The organism is Acinetobacter larvae (assembly GCF_001704115.1).
GTDB classification, from domain to species: domain Bacteria; phylum Pseudomonadota; class Gammaproteobacteria; order Pseudomonadales; family Moraxellaceae; genus Acinetobacter; species Acinetobacter larvae.
This window is the reverse complement of sequence record NZ_CP016895.1, coordinates 3175667-3194549: the sequence shown is the minus strand read 5'-3', so window position 1 is coordinate 3194549 and position 18883 is coordinate 3175667. Positions and strand designations below refer to the sequence as shown.

The 18883-nt window shown below is 43.6% G+C and carries 15 protein-coding genes; 5 read left to right on the top strand and 10 right to left on the bottom strand.

All coding sequences use genetic code 11. The features are described 5' to 3' along the window. The first annotated feature begins 32 nt into the window (after positions 1–32). From hisC to BFG52_RS14085, 4 genes are all read left to right on the top strand, one after another. Positions 33–1127 carry a histidinol-phosphate transaminase gene (gene hisC, locus BFG52_RS14100; protein ID WP_067557602.1) on the top strand — a complete coding sequence of 365 codons (1095 nt, stop codon included), beginning with the start codon at positions 33–35 and terminating at the stop codon, positions 1125–1127. 350 nt (positions 1128–1477) lie between these two features. Then, a complete protein-coding gene (locus BFG52_RS14095) occupies positions 1478–3022 on the top strand; it encodes an oleate hydratase (RefSeq protein ID WP_407639257.1) in 1545 nt (514 codons plus the stop codon). A 242-nt stretch (positions 3023–3264) separates the two neighbouring features. Beyond that, on the top strand, positions 3265–5490 hold the full coding sequence (locus tag BFG52_RS14090; protein ID WP_218921012.1) for a TonB-dependent siderophore receptor: 2226 nt from the start codon (positions 3265–3267) through the stop codon (positions 5488–5490). 94 nt (positions 5491–5584) lie between these two features. After that, entirely contained in the window at positions 5585–6199 is a 615-nt protein-coding gene (locus tag BFG52_RS14085; RefSeq protein ID WP_067559584.1) for a TetR/AcrR family transcriptional regulator, read from the top strand. Between the two features lie 2 nt (positions 6200–6201). Here BFG52_RS14085 and BFG52_RS14080 read toward each other — a convergent pair whose 3' ends face one another. From BFG52_RS14080 to BFG52_RS14070, 3 genes are read right to left on the bottom strand one after another with little or no spacing between them, the layout of a single operon-like run. Further along, positions 6202–6972, bottom strand: coding sequence for an ABC transporter ATP-binding protein (locus BFG52_RS14080; RefSeq protein ID WP_067557595.1), 771 nt, complete (start codon positions 6970–6972; stop codon positions 6202–6204). Further along, positions 6969–7994 carry a FecCD family ABC transporter permease gene (locus BFG52_RS14075; RefSeq protein WP_067557591.1) on the bottom strand — a complete coding sequence of 342 codons (1026 nt, stop codon included), beginning with the start codon at positions 7992–7994 and terminating at the stop codon, positions 6969–6971. Before BFG52_RS14075 ends, BFG52_RS14080 begins: the two co-directional genes overlap by 4 nt. Further along, on the bottom strand, positions 7991–9133 hold the full coding sequence (locus BFG52_RS14070) for an ABC transporter substrate-binding protein (RefSeq protein ID WP_081408711.1): 1143 nt from the start codon (positions 9131–9133) through the stop codon (positions 7991–7993). Before BFG52_RS14070 ends, BFG52_RS14075 begins: the two co-directional genes overlap by 4 nt. A 147-nt stretch (positions 9134–9280) precedes the next feature. Between BFG52_RS14070 and BFG52_RS14065 the strand changes: the two genes are divergently transcribed. Beyond that, entirely contained in the window at positions 9281–10651 is a 1371-nt protein-coding gene (locus tag BFG52_RS14065) for an MFS transporter (RefSeq protein WP_067557588.1), read from the top strand. 176 nt (positions 10652–10827) lie between these two features. On the opposite strand, the gene BFG52_RS14060 is transcribed toward BFG52_RS14065, so the two are convergent. The 7 genes from BFG52_RS14060 to BFG52_RS14030 form a co-directional block, all read right to left on the bottom strand. Further along, the gene (locus tag BFG52_RS14060) at positions 10828–11211 is read right to left on the bottom strand and encodes a Na+/H+ antiporter subunit G (RefSeq protein WP_067557585.1); all 384 of its coding nucleotides are present in this window, start codon (positions 11209–11211) and stop codon (positions 10828–10830) included. Positions 11212–11220: 9 nt separating this feature from the next. Next, positions 11221–11493, bottom strand: a complete 273-nt coding sequence (locus BFG52_RS14055) for a monovalent cation/H+ antiporter subunit F (protein WP_067557582.1) — start codon at positions 11491–11493, stop codon at positions 11221–11223. Next, entirely contained in the window at positions 11490–12017 is a 528-nt protein-coding gene (locus BFG52_RS14050) for a Na+/H+ antiporter subunit E (protein ID WP_067557579.1), read from the bottom strand. Before BFG52_RS14050 ends, BFG52_RS14055 begins: the two co-directional genes overlap by 4 nt. Further along, entirely contained in the window at positions 12007–13821 is a 1815-nt protein-coding gene (locus BFG52_RS14045) for a monovalent cation/H+ antiporter subunit D (RefSeq protein WP_067557576.1), read from the bottom strand. Before BFG52_RS14045 ends, BFG52_RS14050 begins: the two co-directional genes overlap by 11 nt. Beyond that, positions 13821–14186 (bottom strand): Na+/H+ antiporter subunit C, encoded by a 366-nt coding sequence (locus BFG52_RS14040; RefSeq protein ID WP_067557573.1) that lies wholly within the window; start codon positions 14184–14186, stop codon positions 13821–13823. The genes BFG52_RS14045 and BFG52_RS14040 overlap by 1 nt, the downstream gene beginning before the upstream one ends. Positions 14187–14189: 3 nt before the next feature. Next, entirely contained in the window at positions 14190–17027 is a 2838-nt protein-coding gene (locus tag BFG52_RS14035) for a monovalent cation/H+ antiporter subunit A (RefSeq protein ID WP_067557572.1), read from the bottom strand. 313 nt (positions 17028–17340) lie between these two features. Beyond that, entirely contained in the window at positions 17341–18756 is a 1416-nt protein-coding gene (locus BFG52_RS14030) for an AAA family ATPase (protein WP_067557569.1), read from the bottom strand. Positions 18757–18883: the final 127 nt, after the last annotated feature.

Sequence of the window (18883 nt, the reverse complement as noted above, 5' to 3'; positions counted from 1 at the left end):
GCAGCAATCAAGAGACAATCAAGAGAACTGTTATGTCACAATGCACCGCACAACAACAACGTTTTTGGAGTCCAGAAGTTCGTCAGCTTGAGCCCTATGTGCCTGGCGAACAACCTAAAATCGATAATTTACTCAAACTCAATACCAACGAAAACCCTTATCCACCTTCGCCGAAAGTGGTCGCAGCAGTGCAACAGTTATTGCAACATGATGCTGCATGTTTACGTTTATATCCAGACCCTGATGCCAGTGCATTAAAACAAGCAATCGCTACACAGCAAGGGGTAGACAGTACACATGTTTTTGTGGGCAATGGTTCAGATGAAGTGTTGGCACATATCTTTAAAGCCTTCTTTCGTCAGCCACGCCCCTTATTGTATCCAGATATCAGTTATAGTTTTTATCCAGTCTATAGCCAGTTTTTTGCCATCGAAAGCAAAATGATTGCGCTGAATGAACACTTTGAAATTGATGTCGAAGATTATCAGCAGGCGAATGGTGGCATTATTATTGCCAATCCCAATGCACCGACCAGTATTGCTTTGCCATTGCAGCAGATTGAGCGTCTATTGCAAGCGCATCCAGACAGTGTGGTGGTCATTGACGAGGCTTATGTCGATTTTGGTGCTGAGTCAGCAGTGAGTTTGGTCACACGTTATGAAAACTTGCTGGTCTGTCAAACCACGTCTAAGTCACGCTCATTGGCAGGATTACGGGTCGGTTATGCCATTGCACAACCGCATTTGATTCAGGCACTAGAAGCGGTTAAAAATAGTTTTAACTCTTATCCAATCGACCGTTTTGCCATTGCCGCTGCGGTGGCTTCATTTCAAGATCAGGATTATTTTGCTGCGCGTTGTCAGCAGGTAATTGAGGATCGTGAGCAATTAATAGCACAGTTGAGCGCTTTAGGATTTGAAGTCTTACCATCCAAAGCAAACTTTATTTTTGCCCGTCACCCTGCACATGATGCCGCAGACTTAGCACAACAACTGCGCGAACACGGCATCATCGTGCGCTATTTTAATAAAGCGCGTATTGACCAATTTCTGCGAATTACAGTGGGGACGCCAGCCCAGCACCAACGGCTCTTAGACACTTTGCAGCAGCATATTTTAAAGTCTTAAGCCAAGACTTGAACACGTAGGCTCGCTCAAAAAAACGCTGTGATTTTTGAGCGAGCTCTGCTGAAAGGTTCGTGCACAACACATTTTGTGACTTAGTGTTATAGAGATCTTCTGACCGTTTGAACGGTGTTATTTTAAATTCGTGATTTCTGATTGATTTAATCAAAATCATTGAATTTTATAATATTGCGAAAAAATTAATTCATTTACACCACTTTGTCTTATGATCATGTTCAACTATAAAAGTGCATTATTATGATCAATGAGGTAGCGAAGTGAAAAATAATCAACACAATATACTTGACCCAAAACAAGCACATATCTGGATTATTGGTGGTGGGGTGGCGGGTATGGCCGCAGCTGCATTCGCGATACGTGATGCTCAAGTGCCGCCACAACATATTCATATTTTAGAGGAATTAGATATTTCGGGGGGTGCAATGGATGGTGGGCATACACCAAATGCCGCCAAAGCATGGGTGACGCGTGGCGGACGTATGTTGACCGATGAAACTTATTTATGTTTATGGGATTTATTTTCGAGTATTCCATCATTAGAAAACCCAGATATTTCTGTCCGAGAAGAATGCCTTGAATTCAATGCGCGTATTCAGACACATGCACAAGCGCGTTTGATTGATGCACAACATGTTATTGTCGATGCAGAAAAATTAGGTTTAAACACGTTACATCGCGCACAAATGTTACGCCTTTTAGCATCAAAAGAGGAACGTATTGGTAGTCGGCGTATCGATGAGTTTTTTGACGATAGTTTCTTTGCATGCAATTTTTGGCGGATGTGGCGTACAACTTTTGCTTTTCAGAAGTGGCATAGTGCTGCTGAGTTACGCCGTTATTTTCTGCGTTTTATTCAGGAGTTACCTCGTATCCATACCCTAGCTGGTGTGAAGCGTACAAAATACAATCAATATGATTCCATGATTTTACCGCTACAGCGTTGGTTACAAGCACAAGGTGTTGATGTGCGCTTTGGACATTATGTAGAAGATGCCGATTTTGTTGAGGATGAACAGACTGGGCAGCGCCGTGCAACACGCTTATATGTCAAACTGCCAGAAGGTTCTGAACAAATAGATTTACCAGCACATGATCTCGCTATTTTTACCCTAGGCTCAATCACAGCTGATTCTCGATATGCTACTCAAGATGATGTACCTGAATTGATTCGTGATCGTTTGGATCATGGTTGGAGTTTATGGCAAAAAATTTCTCAAAAAGCCCCAGATTTTGGTCGTCCCATGACATTTTGTGGCAATGTGGACGAGCATAAATGGGAGTCTTTTACGTTGACCTTAAAAGATGATGTTTTGCTCAATCGTATTATTGAATATACGGGAAATCAACCGGGTACGGGTGCATTAATGACATGGTTTGAGTCGGGATGGCATTTGTCAATTGTTGTTCCTGCACAGCCCCATTTTGCAGACCTACCTGATGGAAGCTATACCTTGTGGGGCTATGGTTTCCAGATTGATCATATTGGCGATTATATTAAAAAACCGATGAGTGAAGCGACAGGGACAGAGATATTAACAGAGCTTATTTTACAGTTAGGTTTTGATGATATTTTAACGCATGTATTAGCAAATACCGAGATAACGACCGTGATGATGCCTTATGCCTCGGCATTATTTGCATGCCGTAAACCGGGGGATCGACCATTGGTTATTCCAAAGGGCGCTGAGAATTTTGCCTTTGTCGGTCAATTTGTGGAAATTGAAGATGACGTAGTCTTTACCGTGGAATATTCGGTACGTGGTGCGATGCAAGCAATTTATCATTTCTTTGCGGTTCCTAGAGAAATACCAGAAATTTATAATGGCTTACTGGATCCGAAAGTGGGCTTAAAAGCATTGGAAGCAGTCTTTCACTAATAAGCTGTTCAACAGTTTGTCTGATTTAAGATTTAGGCTTTAAGATTTAGCCGCAGACTTTGTTGTTGTGTTGAGTCGGCATGCAGTGCATGTGAGTGCACTGCATTTTATTTGTAAAATATCGATCATGATTTATCCGGTGTCCAGTTCTTGAATCAGAATGAAATGAAAATTATTCTCAATATTATTGACCGACGGTCGGTCGGTAAATATAATCTTTTTATTTTTAAAAGATCTCAGACATGGAACCCATCTTTTTTCCGGTTAAGCGCTTGGTGATGGCATTGCAACAATGCGCATTCGCATGCTGTACATCAACGTGTTTTGCTACCAGCTTAATGTTGATGCCCTTGAATAGTTTTGCTGCGCCAAATAGCGATGATGATGACATTACCGTATTACCTACCATTGTTTATGCGGCTTCTGAGAATACGCAACAAGATCCCTATGGTTTATCTAAAAAAGTACAGGTTGCCAATAAAATTGCAGTCGATCTTGCTGAAACACCACAGTCGATTAATGTGGTGAGCCAGCAACAAATGGCATTGCAACAAGCACACAGTAGCAGTGAAGCCTTACGTTATAGTGCGGGGTTAAATAGTGAAAAGTTTGGTGGCTTTGGTAGTTATTTAGATTTAACTCGGATTCGTGGGGTTGATGCAGATTATTATCTCGATGGAATCCGTGTGGTGAGTAACCCGGGTAGCTGGTTACCGCAAATCGATGCATTTGGATTAGAAAAAATTGAAGTATTACGAGGACCAGCATCGGCTACATATGGTCAGGGCTTGGGGGGTGGTGTGGTTAACCAGATCAGTAAAAGACCGCAAGAAGAGAGTCGTCACGCTATACAAATTGGTTATGGGCGCTATGATGAAAAACGTTTAGGTCTTGATAGTACTGGTCCATTAAATCAGTCGGGGAGTTTATTATATCGTACGGTTGTGAGTGCATTAGACAGTGATAATCAAATTCAAAATAGCCATCATCGTCGTTTGTATTTTGCGCCATCCATCACATGGCGTCCCAATGCACAATTAGACTGGACTGTAATGGGCAGTTATACCAGAGAACCAGAACTGCCCAATTATAATGCTCTACCTGCAGTATTTTATGGTTTGAACCAAAGTACTTATCCGGCATTGGACCGTCATCAGAGTTATACAGATTATCGTGCGAATAGCTCATCTCGTACGCAAAAGTCGCTGAGTTCATTGCTGCAATATCGTTTGAATGAACAATGGCGTTTGGTGAGTAATGCACGTTATATGCATATTGACTCAGATATTTATCGTAGCATTGTTTATGGTTATCAAGAGCAGAATGGTCGCCCAATGTTGAAAGGCTATTATGAGGATACCCCAGCGACAGTTTCAACTTTTTCTATTGACCAGTATATTACAGGGCAATTCAATACTGGAGCGCTTGGGCATGATTTAGCCGTTGGTGTGGATTATACGACGGGCACATTAAAAAATGCCTTATATAGTGTAGGTCCTATTTTATTTGATCCTTATCAACCGCCTTATCATACCGAAGTGACACCTGACTTTAGCAGCAGTTATGCGGCACCATGGAAAGAACAACAAGATTTTGATCGGATTGGTTTTTATGTGCAGGATCAATTGTCCTATCAGGGATGGCGCTTGAATGTTGCAGCACGTTATGACCATGCTAAAAATGATCAGAAAACCAATATTTATTCTCCAAACGTGACAGAGCTAAATCAGAATGAAAAAAAATGGAGCTATCGTGGTGCCTTGAGTTATGTATTTGAACAGGGCTGGGTGCCTTATATCAGTTATTCCACCGCATTTGATCCAATACTCGGCACTAAACATGACGGCAGTTTATTTGTGCCTGTGGAAACCAAACAAACTGAGCTTGGCTTAAAATATAAAATGCCCAATCAGCAGTTATTGTTGACAGCAGCTATTTTTCAGCTCAATCAAACCAATTTAAAAACTGGCGATGCTGAACATTTGGGCTTTAATTTACAAGCGGGTGAAGTGCGTAGTCGGGGCTTAGACTTACAAGCCATTGGAAAATTAACCCCACAGATTAATATCAATGCTGGCTATACTTATTTAGATAATGAGTTGATTAAAGACACGACCTATCAAGGTAAAGGATTGACACAAACCCCTGAGCATAGTGCAACGCTGTGGTTAGATTATCATTTCGATCGTACGATGTTGGCGGGTTTAACCTTAGGTACTGGGGTACGTTATTTGGGATCGAGTTATGGCGATCCTAAAAATCATTTTAAAGTTCCGGCAGCAACATTATGGGATATCAGCCTGCATTATGCTTTGGATGCAATGCTACCCAGCTTAAAACAATCGAGTATCGCATTGAAAGTCGATAATGTCAGCAATAAACACTATGTGGCGAGCTGTACTTCGCAAATGTATTGCTTTGTCGGTCAAGACCGTAATGTTCGTCTTAGCTTCGACTATCAATGGTAAAGCCAATACAGCCCCACCGTGCATGCATGTAAATTGTGAATCGGGTGGGGCTGACCTATAATGAGCCACATTGTATGAAAATAAATGGGGCTATATGTCATCTCAATCTCAAATCGCCTCCGCCAAGACGCGCCAAAGACGCACTAAGCCAGCAGAAGTTCGTATTGATGAGCTCATGAATGCCGCGCAAACGTTATTTTTAGAAAAAGGGGTTGAGGCAACCACCATCAGCGAAATTATTGCCAGTGTGGGTGTTGCCAAAGGTACGTTCTATCACTATTTTGAGTCTAAGCAGCATATTATTGAAGCCTTAAAAAAGCGTTATATCGATTATTTTATTGAAGCTTTAGATCAAGCCGTTGCGCAATGTGACCCAGAGGATTGGGTGAGCCAATTCAAAGTTTGGGTCTCTGCCAATATTCAGACTTATTTAGACAGCTATCCTGTGCATGATATTGTTTTTGGGGTGCATCATCATGAACGCAAAAATAATGAAAAAAATATGGTGGTTGAGCAATTGCTTGGAATTTTAACTGGGGGGGAGCAGGCTGGAATCTGGCGGCTTGAGCAACCTCATTTAACCGCGCTCTTGATTTACTGCGGGGTACATGGTGTTGCCGATGAAGCGATTGCCAATCAACTGAAAGATATTTCTGACTTTTCAGAGCACATCGCGCAGCAGTATTTAAATATGCTGCGCGCTGAATAGTGTTAAAGTGCAGCCTCGACCACCACCACGGCTTGTTGGTGGTGGCTATGTAGCAAATGGGCGCGTACTCGATACACATCGGCAAGCATTTGAGGCGTGATCACCTGTTGTGGGGTACCGCTGGCATAGATTTCGCCTTGGTGGAGTACACTAAGGCTATCTGCAAAGTTCAAAGCCAAATTGATATCATGCAAAATGGTCAAGATACAGATCTGTTGTGCTTTGGCGATCTGTTTGAGTAAGCGTAATAACTCAAATTGATGGTGTAAGTCTAAGGCGCTGGTCGGTTCATCCAATAATAAAATTTTTGGCTGGCAGATGAGGGCTTGTGCAATGGCAACCAATTGTCGTTGCCCACCGCTGAGATGTTGAATTTTCCGTGCGGCTAAATGTGCAATGGCGAGTTGTTGCATGAGTTGATCGATGCTGCGCATATCTGCATCAGAAACTTGCCAAGCACCAGATTGTTTGAGTGGAATGAGGATTGCTTCAAACACTGTCATGCTGGAGTTCATTTGGGTATCTTGTGGCACATAGCGCGGAAAAAGAGGGTGTTCTTTTTTTAACTTAGATATGGACTGTGCGCCCCAAAAAATCTCCCCATGACCTGTTAACTCACCATAAATACGTTTTAATAAGGTTGATTTACCCGCAGCATTGGCACCCAGTAAGACATGTAATTGTCCCGCTGCCAGTGGACCGAGGTCGATCTGTTGCAAAATTTTTTTATTGGCATAGTGTGCATCGACGGCTTGAAGAATTAAATGACTCATAATTTAACTGCTCGCACGATCAAAATAAGAAATAAAGGAACACCGACAAAGGCGGTGACAATACCAATCGGAATACTTTGCCCTGTGACTAAGGTTTTGCTGGCAACAGATGCACAAGAGAGTAAAAGTGCGCCAGATAAAGCTGAAGCAGGCAATAAAAAACGTTGATCATCGCCAACCAATAGACGGGCAATATGAGGGCCAATCAGCCCGACAAAACCAATCACGCCAACAAAGGCTACACAGCAAGCAGCCAAAACACTGCTCAATAAAATCCCTTGTAAACGTAGACTTGCTACAGAGATGCCAAAGCTTTTGGCGCGGTTATTGCCCAGCTTCAGTGCAGTTAGTGCCCATGATTGACGAGCAAATACGCAAAAACAACTGATAAAGCAGAGCGCAACAATGGCTAGTTTGACCCAATTGGTTCGTGCAAGGCTGCCCATATTCCAAAATACTACGGCAGAGATTGCCTGTTCTGGTGAAATATACTGTAGCGCATCGGTGAGGGCACTAAAGGTAAATACCAAACTGGTGCCGAGTAACACAATCATTTCGGTACTGGCTTGATGACGTTGACTAAAATAGTAAATGAAAGCTGCTGCCAACATGCTACATAAAAAAGCATTTACCGATACCGCATACACCAACCATTGCTCAGGCAAGAAACTAATGCCCAGTACAATGGTGAGTGCCGCACCAAAACTTGCGGCAGAAGAAAGCCCGAGGGTAAATGGGCTGGCAAGGGGGTTATTGAGGACCGTCTGCATTTGTAAGCCCGCAATAGACAGACTGGCTCCGACCAAGACTGCGGTTAGGGCTATGGGTAAACGAATATCCCAAAGCACCATATTTAAGGCTTGGTCTGAAGATTGTCCCAATAGGGCGCGGCTGATTGCCCCTAGACTGTAGTTGGCAGGACCGAGTGCCAATTCAGCCATAAATGCCAATAAGGTGATCAGTGCCAATAGCAGCAAGATGATTAAGCGGCGGTGCACTAATTTTTGATAATGATGACTCATGAATTTTTGTCCATATTGAACCAATAACCTGCTTGATACGGAATGGGCAGGAACTGATGATGCAGTTTTTGGAAGTTCTGTTCAGGATTGAGATCTTTAAAAATATCGGGGTAGAGCCATTTGGCAATTTGTTGCATTGCAATAAATTGATAGGGGCTGTCATAGAATGGATGCCAGAGAGCATAAACACGTTGTTGTTTAACTGCCGTGAGATATTTATAAGCTGGGCGTTGTAACAAGCCCAACATACTGCGACGACTTTTAGAAATATCGATACCCGGTCCAAGATTGATCCATTGCCCATAGGGCGAATAGTATTTCCAATCCGCACCAGTCATGATGATGAGATCTGGATGGCTGGTCATGAGCTGTTCTGGATGCACCATGCCATAGCCTTTGATCCAACGTTCAGCAATATTGTCTGCGCCGAGTTGATGGATCAACCGTCCGAGATTATGTCGCCCATAAGATAGACAACATTCATCATACAATCCGGCGGCACGTTCAATAAAAACTTGTGGGCGTTTATGCTGTGCTGGTATTTTTTTGATTGTTTGCATTACCAAATCTATCTGCTGTTGACGAAATTGATTGAAGCGTTTGGCTTTGTCATTTTGTTGAAAAATTTGCCCTAAGATGGCAATACTTGGTGCAGTGTTATTGGCACTGTCTAAACTAAAATCGACATAGACGATTGCAATACCTAACTTGCTGAGTGTCGATGGAAATTTCGAGGCATCGACCGTGGACTTACTACTGAGGTTGAACACCACGACATCTGGACGCAGTGAAATAATTTTTTCTAGATTGACGCTGCTGACATCATTGTCTTTAAAGGTATAAATGGATGACAATGCCGGAAAACGCCGTTGATAAGCTTGGTATCCAGTATAGTCCGATACTTTAAAGCCATCGCCCCAGGCTAGAATACGTTGAAAGGGATTTGTAGTCGGGTTGATGAGGGCAACGGCATAGGCCAAGTTACCATTGGCTAAAATTACTTTTTCGATAGGTCGTTTGATCTGGATTTGTTGTTTTGCGAGATCTTGTAGCATGAATGCTTGAAACTGCTGTTGTGTCCAAGCTGTTGTACTGCACAACAGGACATAGAGATAAAGCAGAAAGGCGAGTTTTTTCATAATGCGTATAAAGGCTGTCAGTGATGAAGATAAAGGGTTGCTCTTGATGGAAGCATGCGCTGTATTTCAGTATTGCATCATACTTATTGACCGACCGTCGGTCAATAAGTAATATAATGATTCTCATTTGAATATATAAGGTGGAGCATGAAAGCGAGCCATAAGCCGATTTATCTTATCGCGGCGCTGTATATCAGTACCTTTCTCTGTCTGGTCGATTTAAGTAGTGTCAACCTTGCACTAGGGAGTATTCAGGATGAATTTCATAGTGATATGGCAGATTTACAGTGGGTCATTGACAGTTATGCATTGAGTTTATCGAGTTTGATGCTGGCAGTTGGTGCGGTCAGTCAGCGTATTGGACGCAAAAACTTATGGTTACTTGGGGTCGTGATTTTTATCATGGGTTCAGTGATCTGTGCGCTCGCAAGCAATTTCAGTCTGTTGATTATTGGACGTCTGGTACAAGGTGTTGCGGGTGCTGTGCTGATTCCTTTGGCGCTGGCGATTATTGCCCATCATTTTCAGCAACCACAAGATAAGGCAAGAGAAATCGGACGTTGGAGCTCCTTTAGTGCTTTTTCGTTGATTGTCGGTCCCTTAATGGGCGGGCTGATGGTGCATCATTTTGGCTGGCAAAGTATTTTTTGGCTCAATCTTCCAGTTGGTCTATTGACGCTCTATCTTGGTTATTGTGGGATTGAGGTGGATCGAGAAACAAGCAGCGTACCTTTTGACTATTTAGGCTTACTCTATAGTGCAGCAGCTGTAGCAACATTGACCTATAGCATCATCGCTTTGCAACAAGCACATTGGGGGCATTGGCTATTGCTCTGTATCTTATTGTTTGTGGCTGCAACGATGGCCTTTGCATGGCGTCAAAAACATGCGCAGCATCCTTTGATTCCAAATCATTTATTTAAAAATAAGCGTTTTTTAGCCTATAACGCCATTTCTTTTATCTTGGGATTTGCCGGTTATAGTTCACTATTTGTTTTTGCACTGTTTTATCAAAATCAAGTGCAATTAAGCGCTGCCCAAACTGGCTGGCTGATTGCACCGCAATTTTTAACCCAAGCTGTGGTATCGATCGCTTTTGCCAAATTGCATCAACGTTTTGCCGTAGCGCATTTGTTAAAAATTGGTTTGGCGATTTCCGGTTTAGCATTATTGGCAATGTATAGTTTTCAGGCCGATTCAAGCTTGGCATTATTTATTGTTTGTGGTGCTTTGATGGGGATTGGTGTGGGACTCATTGTACCAGGCTCAAGTACCTTAATTATGAGCAGTGTTGATGCGGAAGATGGTAATTTCGCTGCAGCGATACTCAATACCTTACGCCAATTGGGGATGACCATGGGCATCGCTGTGTTGGGTACCGGCATGACCATGATTGCCGCTTTGGCGCAACAACATGGCGATAGCGCACAACATGCTGAGCTACTGGCTTTTCATGCCGCTGTGTTATTGATGGGGGCGTTATTTTTACTTGCTATCTGCTTTGTGCGTCATCGTTAGGTACATCGATCCAACCCAGTGAGTATCTACAAGCGAGTAAAAATGTCGTGCTTTAGGGCACGACATTTTTTTGGGATGAACTTGCTAGATTTATTATGCCATTACACTCATACGGCTTCTGAGACGCTTTCTGATCGTGTTCGCAGCATCTTGTAGATTTTTTAATCCATTCTGCTTTAGAGATCATCATCTTTAAAAATTTTAATTTTTCGATGGCGTTGCCAAGGGAGTCGACGCTCAATAGATTCCGGTACATCACCACTTAAAGAACGTAAACGCAAGTGGATGGCTGCTTGTGCAATCAAGTTGGCAGAGACTGGCGCAGTAATAAATGCTAAAAAGGTAATGATCAATTCAGCAAAGCCAAAACGTCCTTGAAATGCAGCATAAATGAGTGCTGCAATTAAAAAACTTCCCAACCCTAAAGTACTTGACTTGGTGGGTGCATGGAGCCGCATAAAGAGATCGGGGAGTTTTAGCATGCCAATTGACCCGACGACTGTAAAGAAAGCACCAATCAGTAAGAAAATGCTGACCAAGATTTGCATGAGAATATCCATCAGAGCCTCCTAATCGATGACATGACCGCTAGTAAAATAGCGGGCGAGTGCAGCTGTGGATACAAAACCAAGCATGGCAACCAATAAAGCACCCTCAAAAATAGAGGTCGTTGCCCAATAAATACCAAGAATGATCATTAAACAGGTGGCGTTTAAAAATAAGGTATCCAAAGCCAAGAGACGGTCGACAATAGAAGGGCCCTTGATTAAACGAATCAAGCACATAAACATTGATAAAGTCACCATCAGCAGACTAATCCCAAGAGCATACTTTAAAATCATGCGCCATTCTCCTGCGGTTTGACGTTAAAGATTGCCATTAACGGCTGTTCATAACGTTGTTTAATGTCTCGAATATCTTGTTCGGTATCATCGCTGTTCAGTGCATGCACTAAAATATCACCCCGCTCCTGATCAATCCCGGCACTCACTGTACCTGGCGTTGTGGTGATGATCATTGCCAATAAGGTGTTGACGTATTCATGATCGCTATCCAGTGGAACACGATACCATTTTGGCTGCAGCGCATGTGTGGGACCGAGAATTTGTTTGGCGACTTGGATATTGCATAAAATAATATCCCATAACACCACAAAGAATAGCCGTAGCGCCAAAGACCAGCTATTGACTTGGGTTTTGATCAGAAAAGGTTGAATCAGCTTGGGAATACAAAGACCGAGCAGTCCCGCAACGCTGATATCATAAAAAGTTGCGCTATGTGATAGCATCAACCAAACCAAAGCAATCCAAGCCGATACAAAGGGATGTGGTAGGCAACGCGCGAAAAAGCCGTTTTTATTGCTCATGATTGCGGGCTCCAATACTGCGACTTGCATCTAGTTCATCTATGGCGGGCGTCGCTTGTTGTGTAAGTCGCCATTTATGTTCAGTAATGTGTTCACCCTTGAGCGTTTGTGGGCTAATAATGGCTGGAATGGTGTAGGCTAAAGGATCTTCAGCTTCTCCAGTATATTTGGTTTCAGGCACATAGAGTGGATCAAAAGGCTGTACACTAATATTTTGCCCTTGCGCATCTTGGGTGAGAATCGCTTGCTGATAAGCTTTTTGATCAAAAAGCTGTTCGGCAGTTTGTTCGACATAACTTGTGATGGGGGCAGCAAAAACAACATAGGCAACCAATAAACTGAGCAATAAATAAATACTATGGTCATTGCGTGGTGGAGCACGATTGGGCAGTACTTGGTAGCTGCTATATGCCTCTTGTTTCGGGTCGGTTTCCGGTTTTTCTGCTTTCCAGAATAAGATCAAACCCACACGGCTAAAGCCGATTATACTGATGAGACTGACCAATAAGATGACAGCAATGACCCATGCTTGGGCTGAGTTGTGCATGGTTGCTTGTAAGATCATGATCTTGCCAAAGAAACCGCTGAGTGGCGGTAGACCGGCCATCATTAAGGCAATGATGAAAAAGCTCATGGAAACCGCAAATTGTTGTTTCATTTGTGGTGCAATTTTTAAATGGTCTTTCAATTCACCGCGTTGCGATGTTACCCAACCACAGAGTAAATACAGTGCTGCTGCGATGAGGGTACTGTGGACCAAATAATACAGCGCACCTGCCCAGGCATTACTGTTCATTAGGGCGATTGCAACCAAAATGGTGCCGATGGAGGACAATACCATAAAGCCAGTAAAGCGGCGTAAACGGTCACTGGCTAATGCTGCCACTGCACCATATAAAGTGGTCATTAAGCCGATGGGCAATAGCCATTGCGCCAAAATTTGTTGACTCTGACTGTCGACAAATACAGTACCATTGACCCTTAAGATGGCATAGATTCCGACTTTGGTCATGATGGTAAATAATGCCGCAACCGGTGTAGTGGCAACGGCATAGGTTTTGGGCAACCAAAAACCGACAGGAAGCATGGCTGCTTTGATGCCGAAGACCACAAATAATAATAAACCACCGGCACTTGCCAAACGTTGTTGATCGGGAGGAAGTGTGCTGATAATACGTGCAACATCGCTCATATTGAGACTGCCGACACTGCTGTAGACTAGACCCAAGCCAATGAGAAATAAGGCCGATGCCAATAAGTTAATGGTGACATAGTGAATGCCCAACTGAAAACGGGCCTTGCCTTGACCATGCAGCAGCAACACATAGGATGCCATGAGCAAAATTTCAAAAAATACAAATAGGTTAAATAAATCGCCAGTGAGGAAAGCACCGCTTAAACCCATCAGTAAAAAATGTACCATGGCATGAAAATAGCGACCACGTTCATCCCATTGTTTGCAGGCAAACCAAATTAAAATTGTCGCTAAGCTATAGGTGAGCAGCAGCATCATGGCAGAGAGTCGATCGAGCACCAGCACAATGCCAAAAGGCGCGCGCCATTCACTGAGTTGATAAACGATAATCTGACCGTTATTGGCCTGTAGCAAATAGGCAATGGCGGTGCACAACCCCAGTAGTACCGATAACATGCTAATGCTACGCCGCCAAGGTTGACGCCAGTCATGCGATAAGGAACCTGAACCCGGGTTACCCAATAACACCAAAAGAAAGGCGGTAACTGCAGGAATTAAAATGCCAATGATCGGCGTATGGGTTTGCCAAAAATTAAAAAAACTCATCATCAAGGCTCATCCTCACGCGGGTCAGTCACAGGAATTTCTTCTTTGGAGTCGACATGGTCTGAACCTGTTTCATAACGACTACGTAAGGCCAATTGCACAATAAAGGCTGTTGTTGCAAAGCCAATAACAATGGCAGTGAGCACCAAGGCTTGAGGCAGTGGATCGGTTACCCCCAGCGTATCGCTTAAGATCGCGGGTGCATTGACTTGAATGCGTCCGGTACTAAATAAGAATAAGTTCACGGCATAACCAATCACCGCAAGCCCAAGCACTACGGGGAAGGTTCTGGCACGTAAAATAAGATAGACACCTGTTGCAACCAATAATCCAATAGCAGATGCGAGTAAAAATTCGAGACTGATCATGAATTATCCCTTGGGTACTGGACCGGACATCGTAGAATGTCGCGAGTCGCCTAATACAGAAATGAGTAACATGGTGGCACCCACGACGGTGACGTAAACACCCAGATCAAATGCTGCCGCAGATGCAAGATGCATTTTCCCCCATAAGGGTGCATCGACATAAATATGCGCGCTGGTGAGAAAGGGTCTGCCCCAAAACCATGATGCCATACCAGATAGTCCAGCGATGCATAATCCAGTACCGATCCAGCTTTCATAACGTCGCCCAGATTTGGCTTTGAGAATGGATTCGGCATGGTCCTGTCCAATGGCCATAAACTGGATGACCAGTGCCATCGCCGTGATCAGACCTGCAATAAATCCACCCCCAGGATAGTTGTGACCACGTAGGAAGATATAAAAACTTACCACCAATGCCAGAGGTAAAATCCAAGAAGCTGTCATGCGTAGCATCAGGGGAGAGGGACTAAAACGATAGGTTAGACCTTGTGTTACCGTGGTGCCATGTGCTCGCATGCCATCCATCATGCACAGTGCACCAATTGCAGCAATGCCTAAGACGGTAATTTCACCGAAGGTATCGAAGCCACGGAAATCGACTAAGATTACATTCACCACATTGGAACCACCACCTAGAGGCAAGGACTGTTGGACGAAAAACCATGAAATTGAGCTGTGGTCGCGTGTGAGCATGAGCCAACTGATCCAGCCAATACCGACACCGGCAAGTACTGCAATGATCCCATCACGCCAGCGTCTTGCACTGCGTGATTCATATGGTGTGAGCTGAGGAAGTAGACCAAGCCCCATCAGCAATAAGACCGTGGTGACAGCATCTACACTGATTTGCGTTAAAGCAAGATCTGGTGCAGATAAGGCAACAAAGACCATGGTGACAACTAGACCAATGGCACCGCTGATTAAAACGGCTTTGATCCGCTCATGGTGAAACCAGAGCATCATCCAACATGCAGAGAATAAAAGTAACCATAATACGATGGCGGTCCACGGTGCGGCGGTGAGCGTGCGTTGACCTGTGCTTAAGCCTTGGTTGAGCAGAGGGACGCTGACGATCACCACGCTAAAGAGCACAATCAGAAAGAGATAGTTTTGTAATGAACCTGTTTCGGTGTATTTTTTTAGCTGCGCAGCAAATTTCTTCAGATATTTTAGGATTTTTTCAAAGATCAGTTTGCCTTGCACAGGACCGAGATAGCGCTCTAGCGCGATATGTCGGATACGATCACCACGTGCCAAGACGCTATAAAATAGCACGCCACCGAACAGGGCGATGGCACTCATCAAGAGTGGTGCATTAAAGCCATGCCAAATTGCAAGGTGCACAGACTGCATACTATAGTCTTGGCTACTTGCCATGGCGCCGGCATTGACAAAAATCTGTACGCTAATAGCCGGTACGATCCCAACTACAAGACACAGTGCCGCCAGTAGGATAACCGGCGCACGCATGCCTAGGCTGGGTTCATGCGCATGTTGGTTGGGGATATCACGTCCCAAAGGACCATCAAAAAATACCCCATGTACAAAGCGTGTTGAATACGCCACCGCAAATAACCCTGCTAGGGTTGCAACAATGGCGGCAATCACGACTGCTGAGCTGCTGAGGTTGGCTAATAATTCGGTAAAGAACATTTCCTTAGAGATAAAACCATTGGTCAGCGGTACGCCAGCCATCGCTGCCGCCGTGATCATGGTTAAGGTCCCTGTAAACGGTAGAACTTGCCAGACACCGCGTAACTTTCTGAGATTACGTGTTTCAGTTTCATGGTCAATAATACCGGCAATCATAAACAATGCAGCCTTAAAGGTGGCATGGTTAATGATATGGAAAATAGCTGCGGCAACAGCCAAAGGCGAGCCAATGCCTAATAGGCAGACGATCAACCCCAGATGACTAATAGTGGAATATGCCAATAAACCTTTGAGGTCATCTTTGAAAATCGCAAAGCATGCTGCCATGCAGAAGGTCAATAAGCCAATCGTGGTCACGATACCATGATAAAGCGCTGCCCCAGCAAAGATCGGCAACAAACGGGCAAGTAAGAAAATACCGGCTTTGACCATGGTGGCGGAGTGCAAATAAGCCGAAACCGGAGTGGGGGCTGCCATGGCATTGGGGAGCCAAAAGTGAAAAGGAAATTGCGCGCTTTTGGTAAATGCACCACATAAAATCAGCAGCAAAATAGGCACAAATAATGGACTACTCTGAATCTGTGGTCCCATATTGAGGAGCTCATCTATTTGATAAGTGCCAGTAACTTGCCCTAATAAGATAAAACCACCCAGCATTGCGAGACCACCCAGTCCAGTGACCGTCAGTGCCATCCGTGAGCCAGTTTGTGCTGCTTCGTACTGGCTCCAATAGCCCACCAGTAAAAAGGATGAAATACTGGTTAACTCCCAAAAAACCAATAAAATAATGAGGTTGTTTGAAAGTGAAATGCCGAGCATTGCCGTCATAAACAGCATGAACAAGGCATATAGCTTGCTCAATGAATTGGGCGGGCTAAGATAATAATAAGCATAAATATAAATCAGGGTACCGATGCCACTAATCAGTAGCGAAAAAATTAAACCCAGCGCATCTAAGCGGAAACTGAGATCGATGCCCAATTGCGGTAACCAAGACCATGTTTCTGTGATGACTATACCGTGTAATACCGATTTTGCTTGGCTAAGTAATAAGATAAAACTGGTGAGACTGGCACTGATTGCCCCTAAGGCGGTAAGCCCCCTTGAGTAGCGTTTTAGCCAGAGCACCAGTATTGTGCCAATGACTAAAGGAAATAAGATGATAATCGGTAGCACACGCGTATCCAATGTCGTGAATAGGTCGAAACCTATGTGGATATTATCTTTCAAGGATTACAGGAACTCAAAAGGAGTTCCAAAATGCTCGATCTTGAAAGCCAAACGAAAATTAAAATAAATTAGGAGTCAGTTGTATTGCGCAACTCACTGTCGATCAGATTTGAAGTATAAAATGCAGTAAAATACTGATGCTGCAAGATATATGATCGTAATGATCTTATTACATGACTCGGTGAACATCAATAATAATTACATAGATATTCACATTATTTATACGTGAAATTTCGCATCATTTTGCTGCAAAGTGAGACAACGCTTAGGTCTAGCACTCTGGATAAAAAATATTACTTTTGCGGTCGTTGTCTTCAGCCAATAAACGCGATAAAGCCGCCTGTTGCGTGAGATTTAATGCTTGAATCTGGGCAAAGAGTTGCTGTACATCTTGGTCCGCTGCATGATGATCAAGGGCTGTTGTTTCAGGCAGCTGCTCTGCGGTTTCAGCTGGCGCGTGGGGTTCTGCAACAGGCGCAAGCTCAAGATAGTGTGTTTGATGTTGTTGCCAGTGTGCATCCAGTTCAATTGGGAAAATACCGTTAGATTTGAGGCGTAGGCATTGATAATCTTCGGCATTTTCTAAGATTGCTGGATCACTGGCACTGACAATAAATTGTAGCTGCGGGAAGGCGTGTTGTAGACGGCTTAAAATACTACGGCATGCATCACTATCGAGTTCGGCATCAATTTGGTCAATCAGCACAATACCATAGCCTTCTTGCTGGGGATAAAGACTAAGCGGGTTGAGCAAACACAAACGTCGTACGATATCGCCGACCAAAGCGATCCAGACTTTAAGATGGTGAGGAAGTTGTTGAAAACTATATTTTTGATTTTGGTATTCCAGCATCAATTGTAATTTTGGTTCATAGACCAGATACAGCTCACTGAGCTCAGGGAATACAGTACACAGACTTTGTTTGAGGGCATGTAAACACGGTGAATGCTGTTCAGTACGTGCTTGAAGCAGGGCATCATGAAAAAAAGTAGAAGATGCTTGCTGATTGAGCATCTGTTGTGCACTGGGTCCAAGTAATTGTTGAAAATAATAAGCACTCTTTGCATTTTCAATATCGGTAATTTCACGTAACCATTCAAAAAAACGGTTAAATGTAGTAAACGGCACTGCCGTAAGCTCATAGGCATTGTGTAGATTGAATTGGGCGGGGTTATTTTTATTTAATAAATTGATCTCATGCACAAAACGTGTTTCAGGATAATACGCCAATAATGGCAGCGTTTGTAGGCTATCCTGTTTTAGCGTGCGTTGATAGCGTGTGATCAGTTGTTCTAATTGTTCTGTTTCAACACGGCTCATGCCAACATCTTGAGCATTAAGATTCTTAAAAAGCTGCCAATGGCATAAAGAGAGGTCAGTTGCCGCGACATGATCGACTTCGGAAAGTTGCCCAATTTCTTCTGCAATTTGCACACAAACTTCGGTGCTGGCTGAACGTTGCCCAGCCTTGATTTCCCAATCTGCCAAGACGATTCCTGCATAGCGCATATCTTTGAGGCGCGCAGGAAACCAGCTCAATGCATGGAAGATGTTTTTTATAACTGCAGTTTTGCCACAGCCTTGGTCGGCTAAAATCACACTGATTAAACTTTTTTTATAATCAAACTCGATATGCAGCTGTGAAAAACAATATGTGTTTTTGAGTGTTACCGATTTTAATAACATAATCACCTCGGATCACAGCAGAACTGTGTTGTGTACAACGCGAGCGCACGGGCTACCTCAGATTGCTGTGTTTGCTGGATGGTGGGCAGCGCGTTTATAAATAAAATAACTCATATTTTCATAGTAT

Bases quoted from the DNA above. Each gene is read 5' to 3' on its own strand.
- BFG52_RS14045 (WP_067557576.1), bottom strand. From the start codon at position 13,821: ATGATGAGTTTTTTTAATTTTTGGCAAACCCATACGCCGATCATTGGC.
- BFG52_RS14055 (WP_067557582.1), bottom strand. From the start codon at position 11,493: ATGATTTTAAAGTATGCTCTTGGGATTAGTCTGCTGATGGTGACTTTA.
- BFG52_RS14085 (WP_067559584.1), top strand. From the start codon at position 5,585: ATGTCATCTCAATCTCAAATCGCCTCCGCCAAGACGCGCCAAAGACGC.
- BFG52_RS14095 (WP_407639257.1), top strand. From the start codon at position 1,478: ATGGCCGCAGCTGCATTCGCGATACGTGATGCTCAAGTGCCGCCACAA.
- BFG52_RS14060 (WP_067557585.1), bottom strand. From the start codon at position 11,211: ATGGATATTCTCATGCAAATCTTGGTCAGCATTTTCTTACTGATTGGT.
- BFG52_RS14030 (WP_067557569.1), bottom strand. From the start codon at position 18,756: ATGTTATTAAAATCGGTAACACTCAAAAACACATATTGTTTTTCACAG.
- hisC (WP_067557602.1), top strand. From the start codon at position 33: ATGTCACAATGCACCGCACAACAACAACGTTTTTGGAGTCCAGAAGTT.
- BFG52_RS14040 (WP_067557573.1), bottom strand. From the start codon at position 14,186: ATGATCAGTCTCGAATTTTTACTCGCATCTGCTATTGGATTATTGGTT.
- BFG52_RS14090 (WP_218921012.1), top strand. From the start codon at position 3,265: ATGGAACCCATCTTTTTTCCGGTTAAGCGCTTGGTGATGGCATTGCAA.
- BFG52_RS14065 (WP_067557588.1), top strand. From the start codon at position 9,281: ATGAAAGCGAGCCATAAGCCGATTTATCTTATCGCGGCGCTGTATATC.
- BFG52_RS14050 (WP_067557579.1), bottom strand. From the start codon at position 12,017: ATGAGCAATAAAAACGGCTTTTTCGCGCGTTGCCTACCACATCCCTTT.
- BFG52_RS14080 (WP_067557595.1), bottom strand. From the start codon at position 6,972: ATGAGTCATTTAATTCTTCAAGCCGTCGATGCACACTATGCCAATAAA.
- BFG52_RS14070 (WP_081408711.1), bottom strand. From the start codon at position 9,133: ATGAAAAAACTCGCCTTTCTGCTTTATCTCTATGTCCTGTTGTGCAGT.
- BFG52_RS14075 (WP_067557591.1), bottom strand. From the start codon at position 7,994: ATGAGTCATCATTATCAAAAATTAGTGCACCGCCGCTTAATCATCTTG.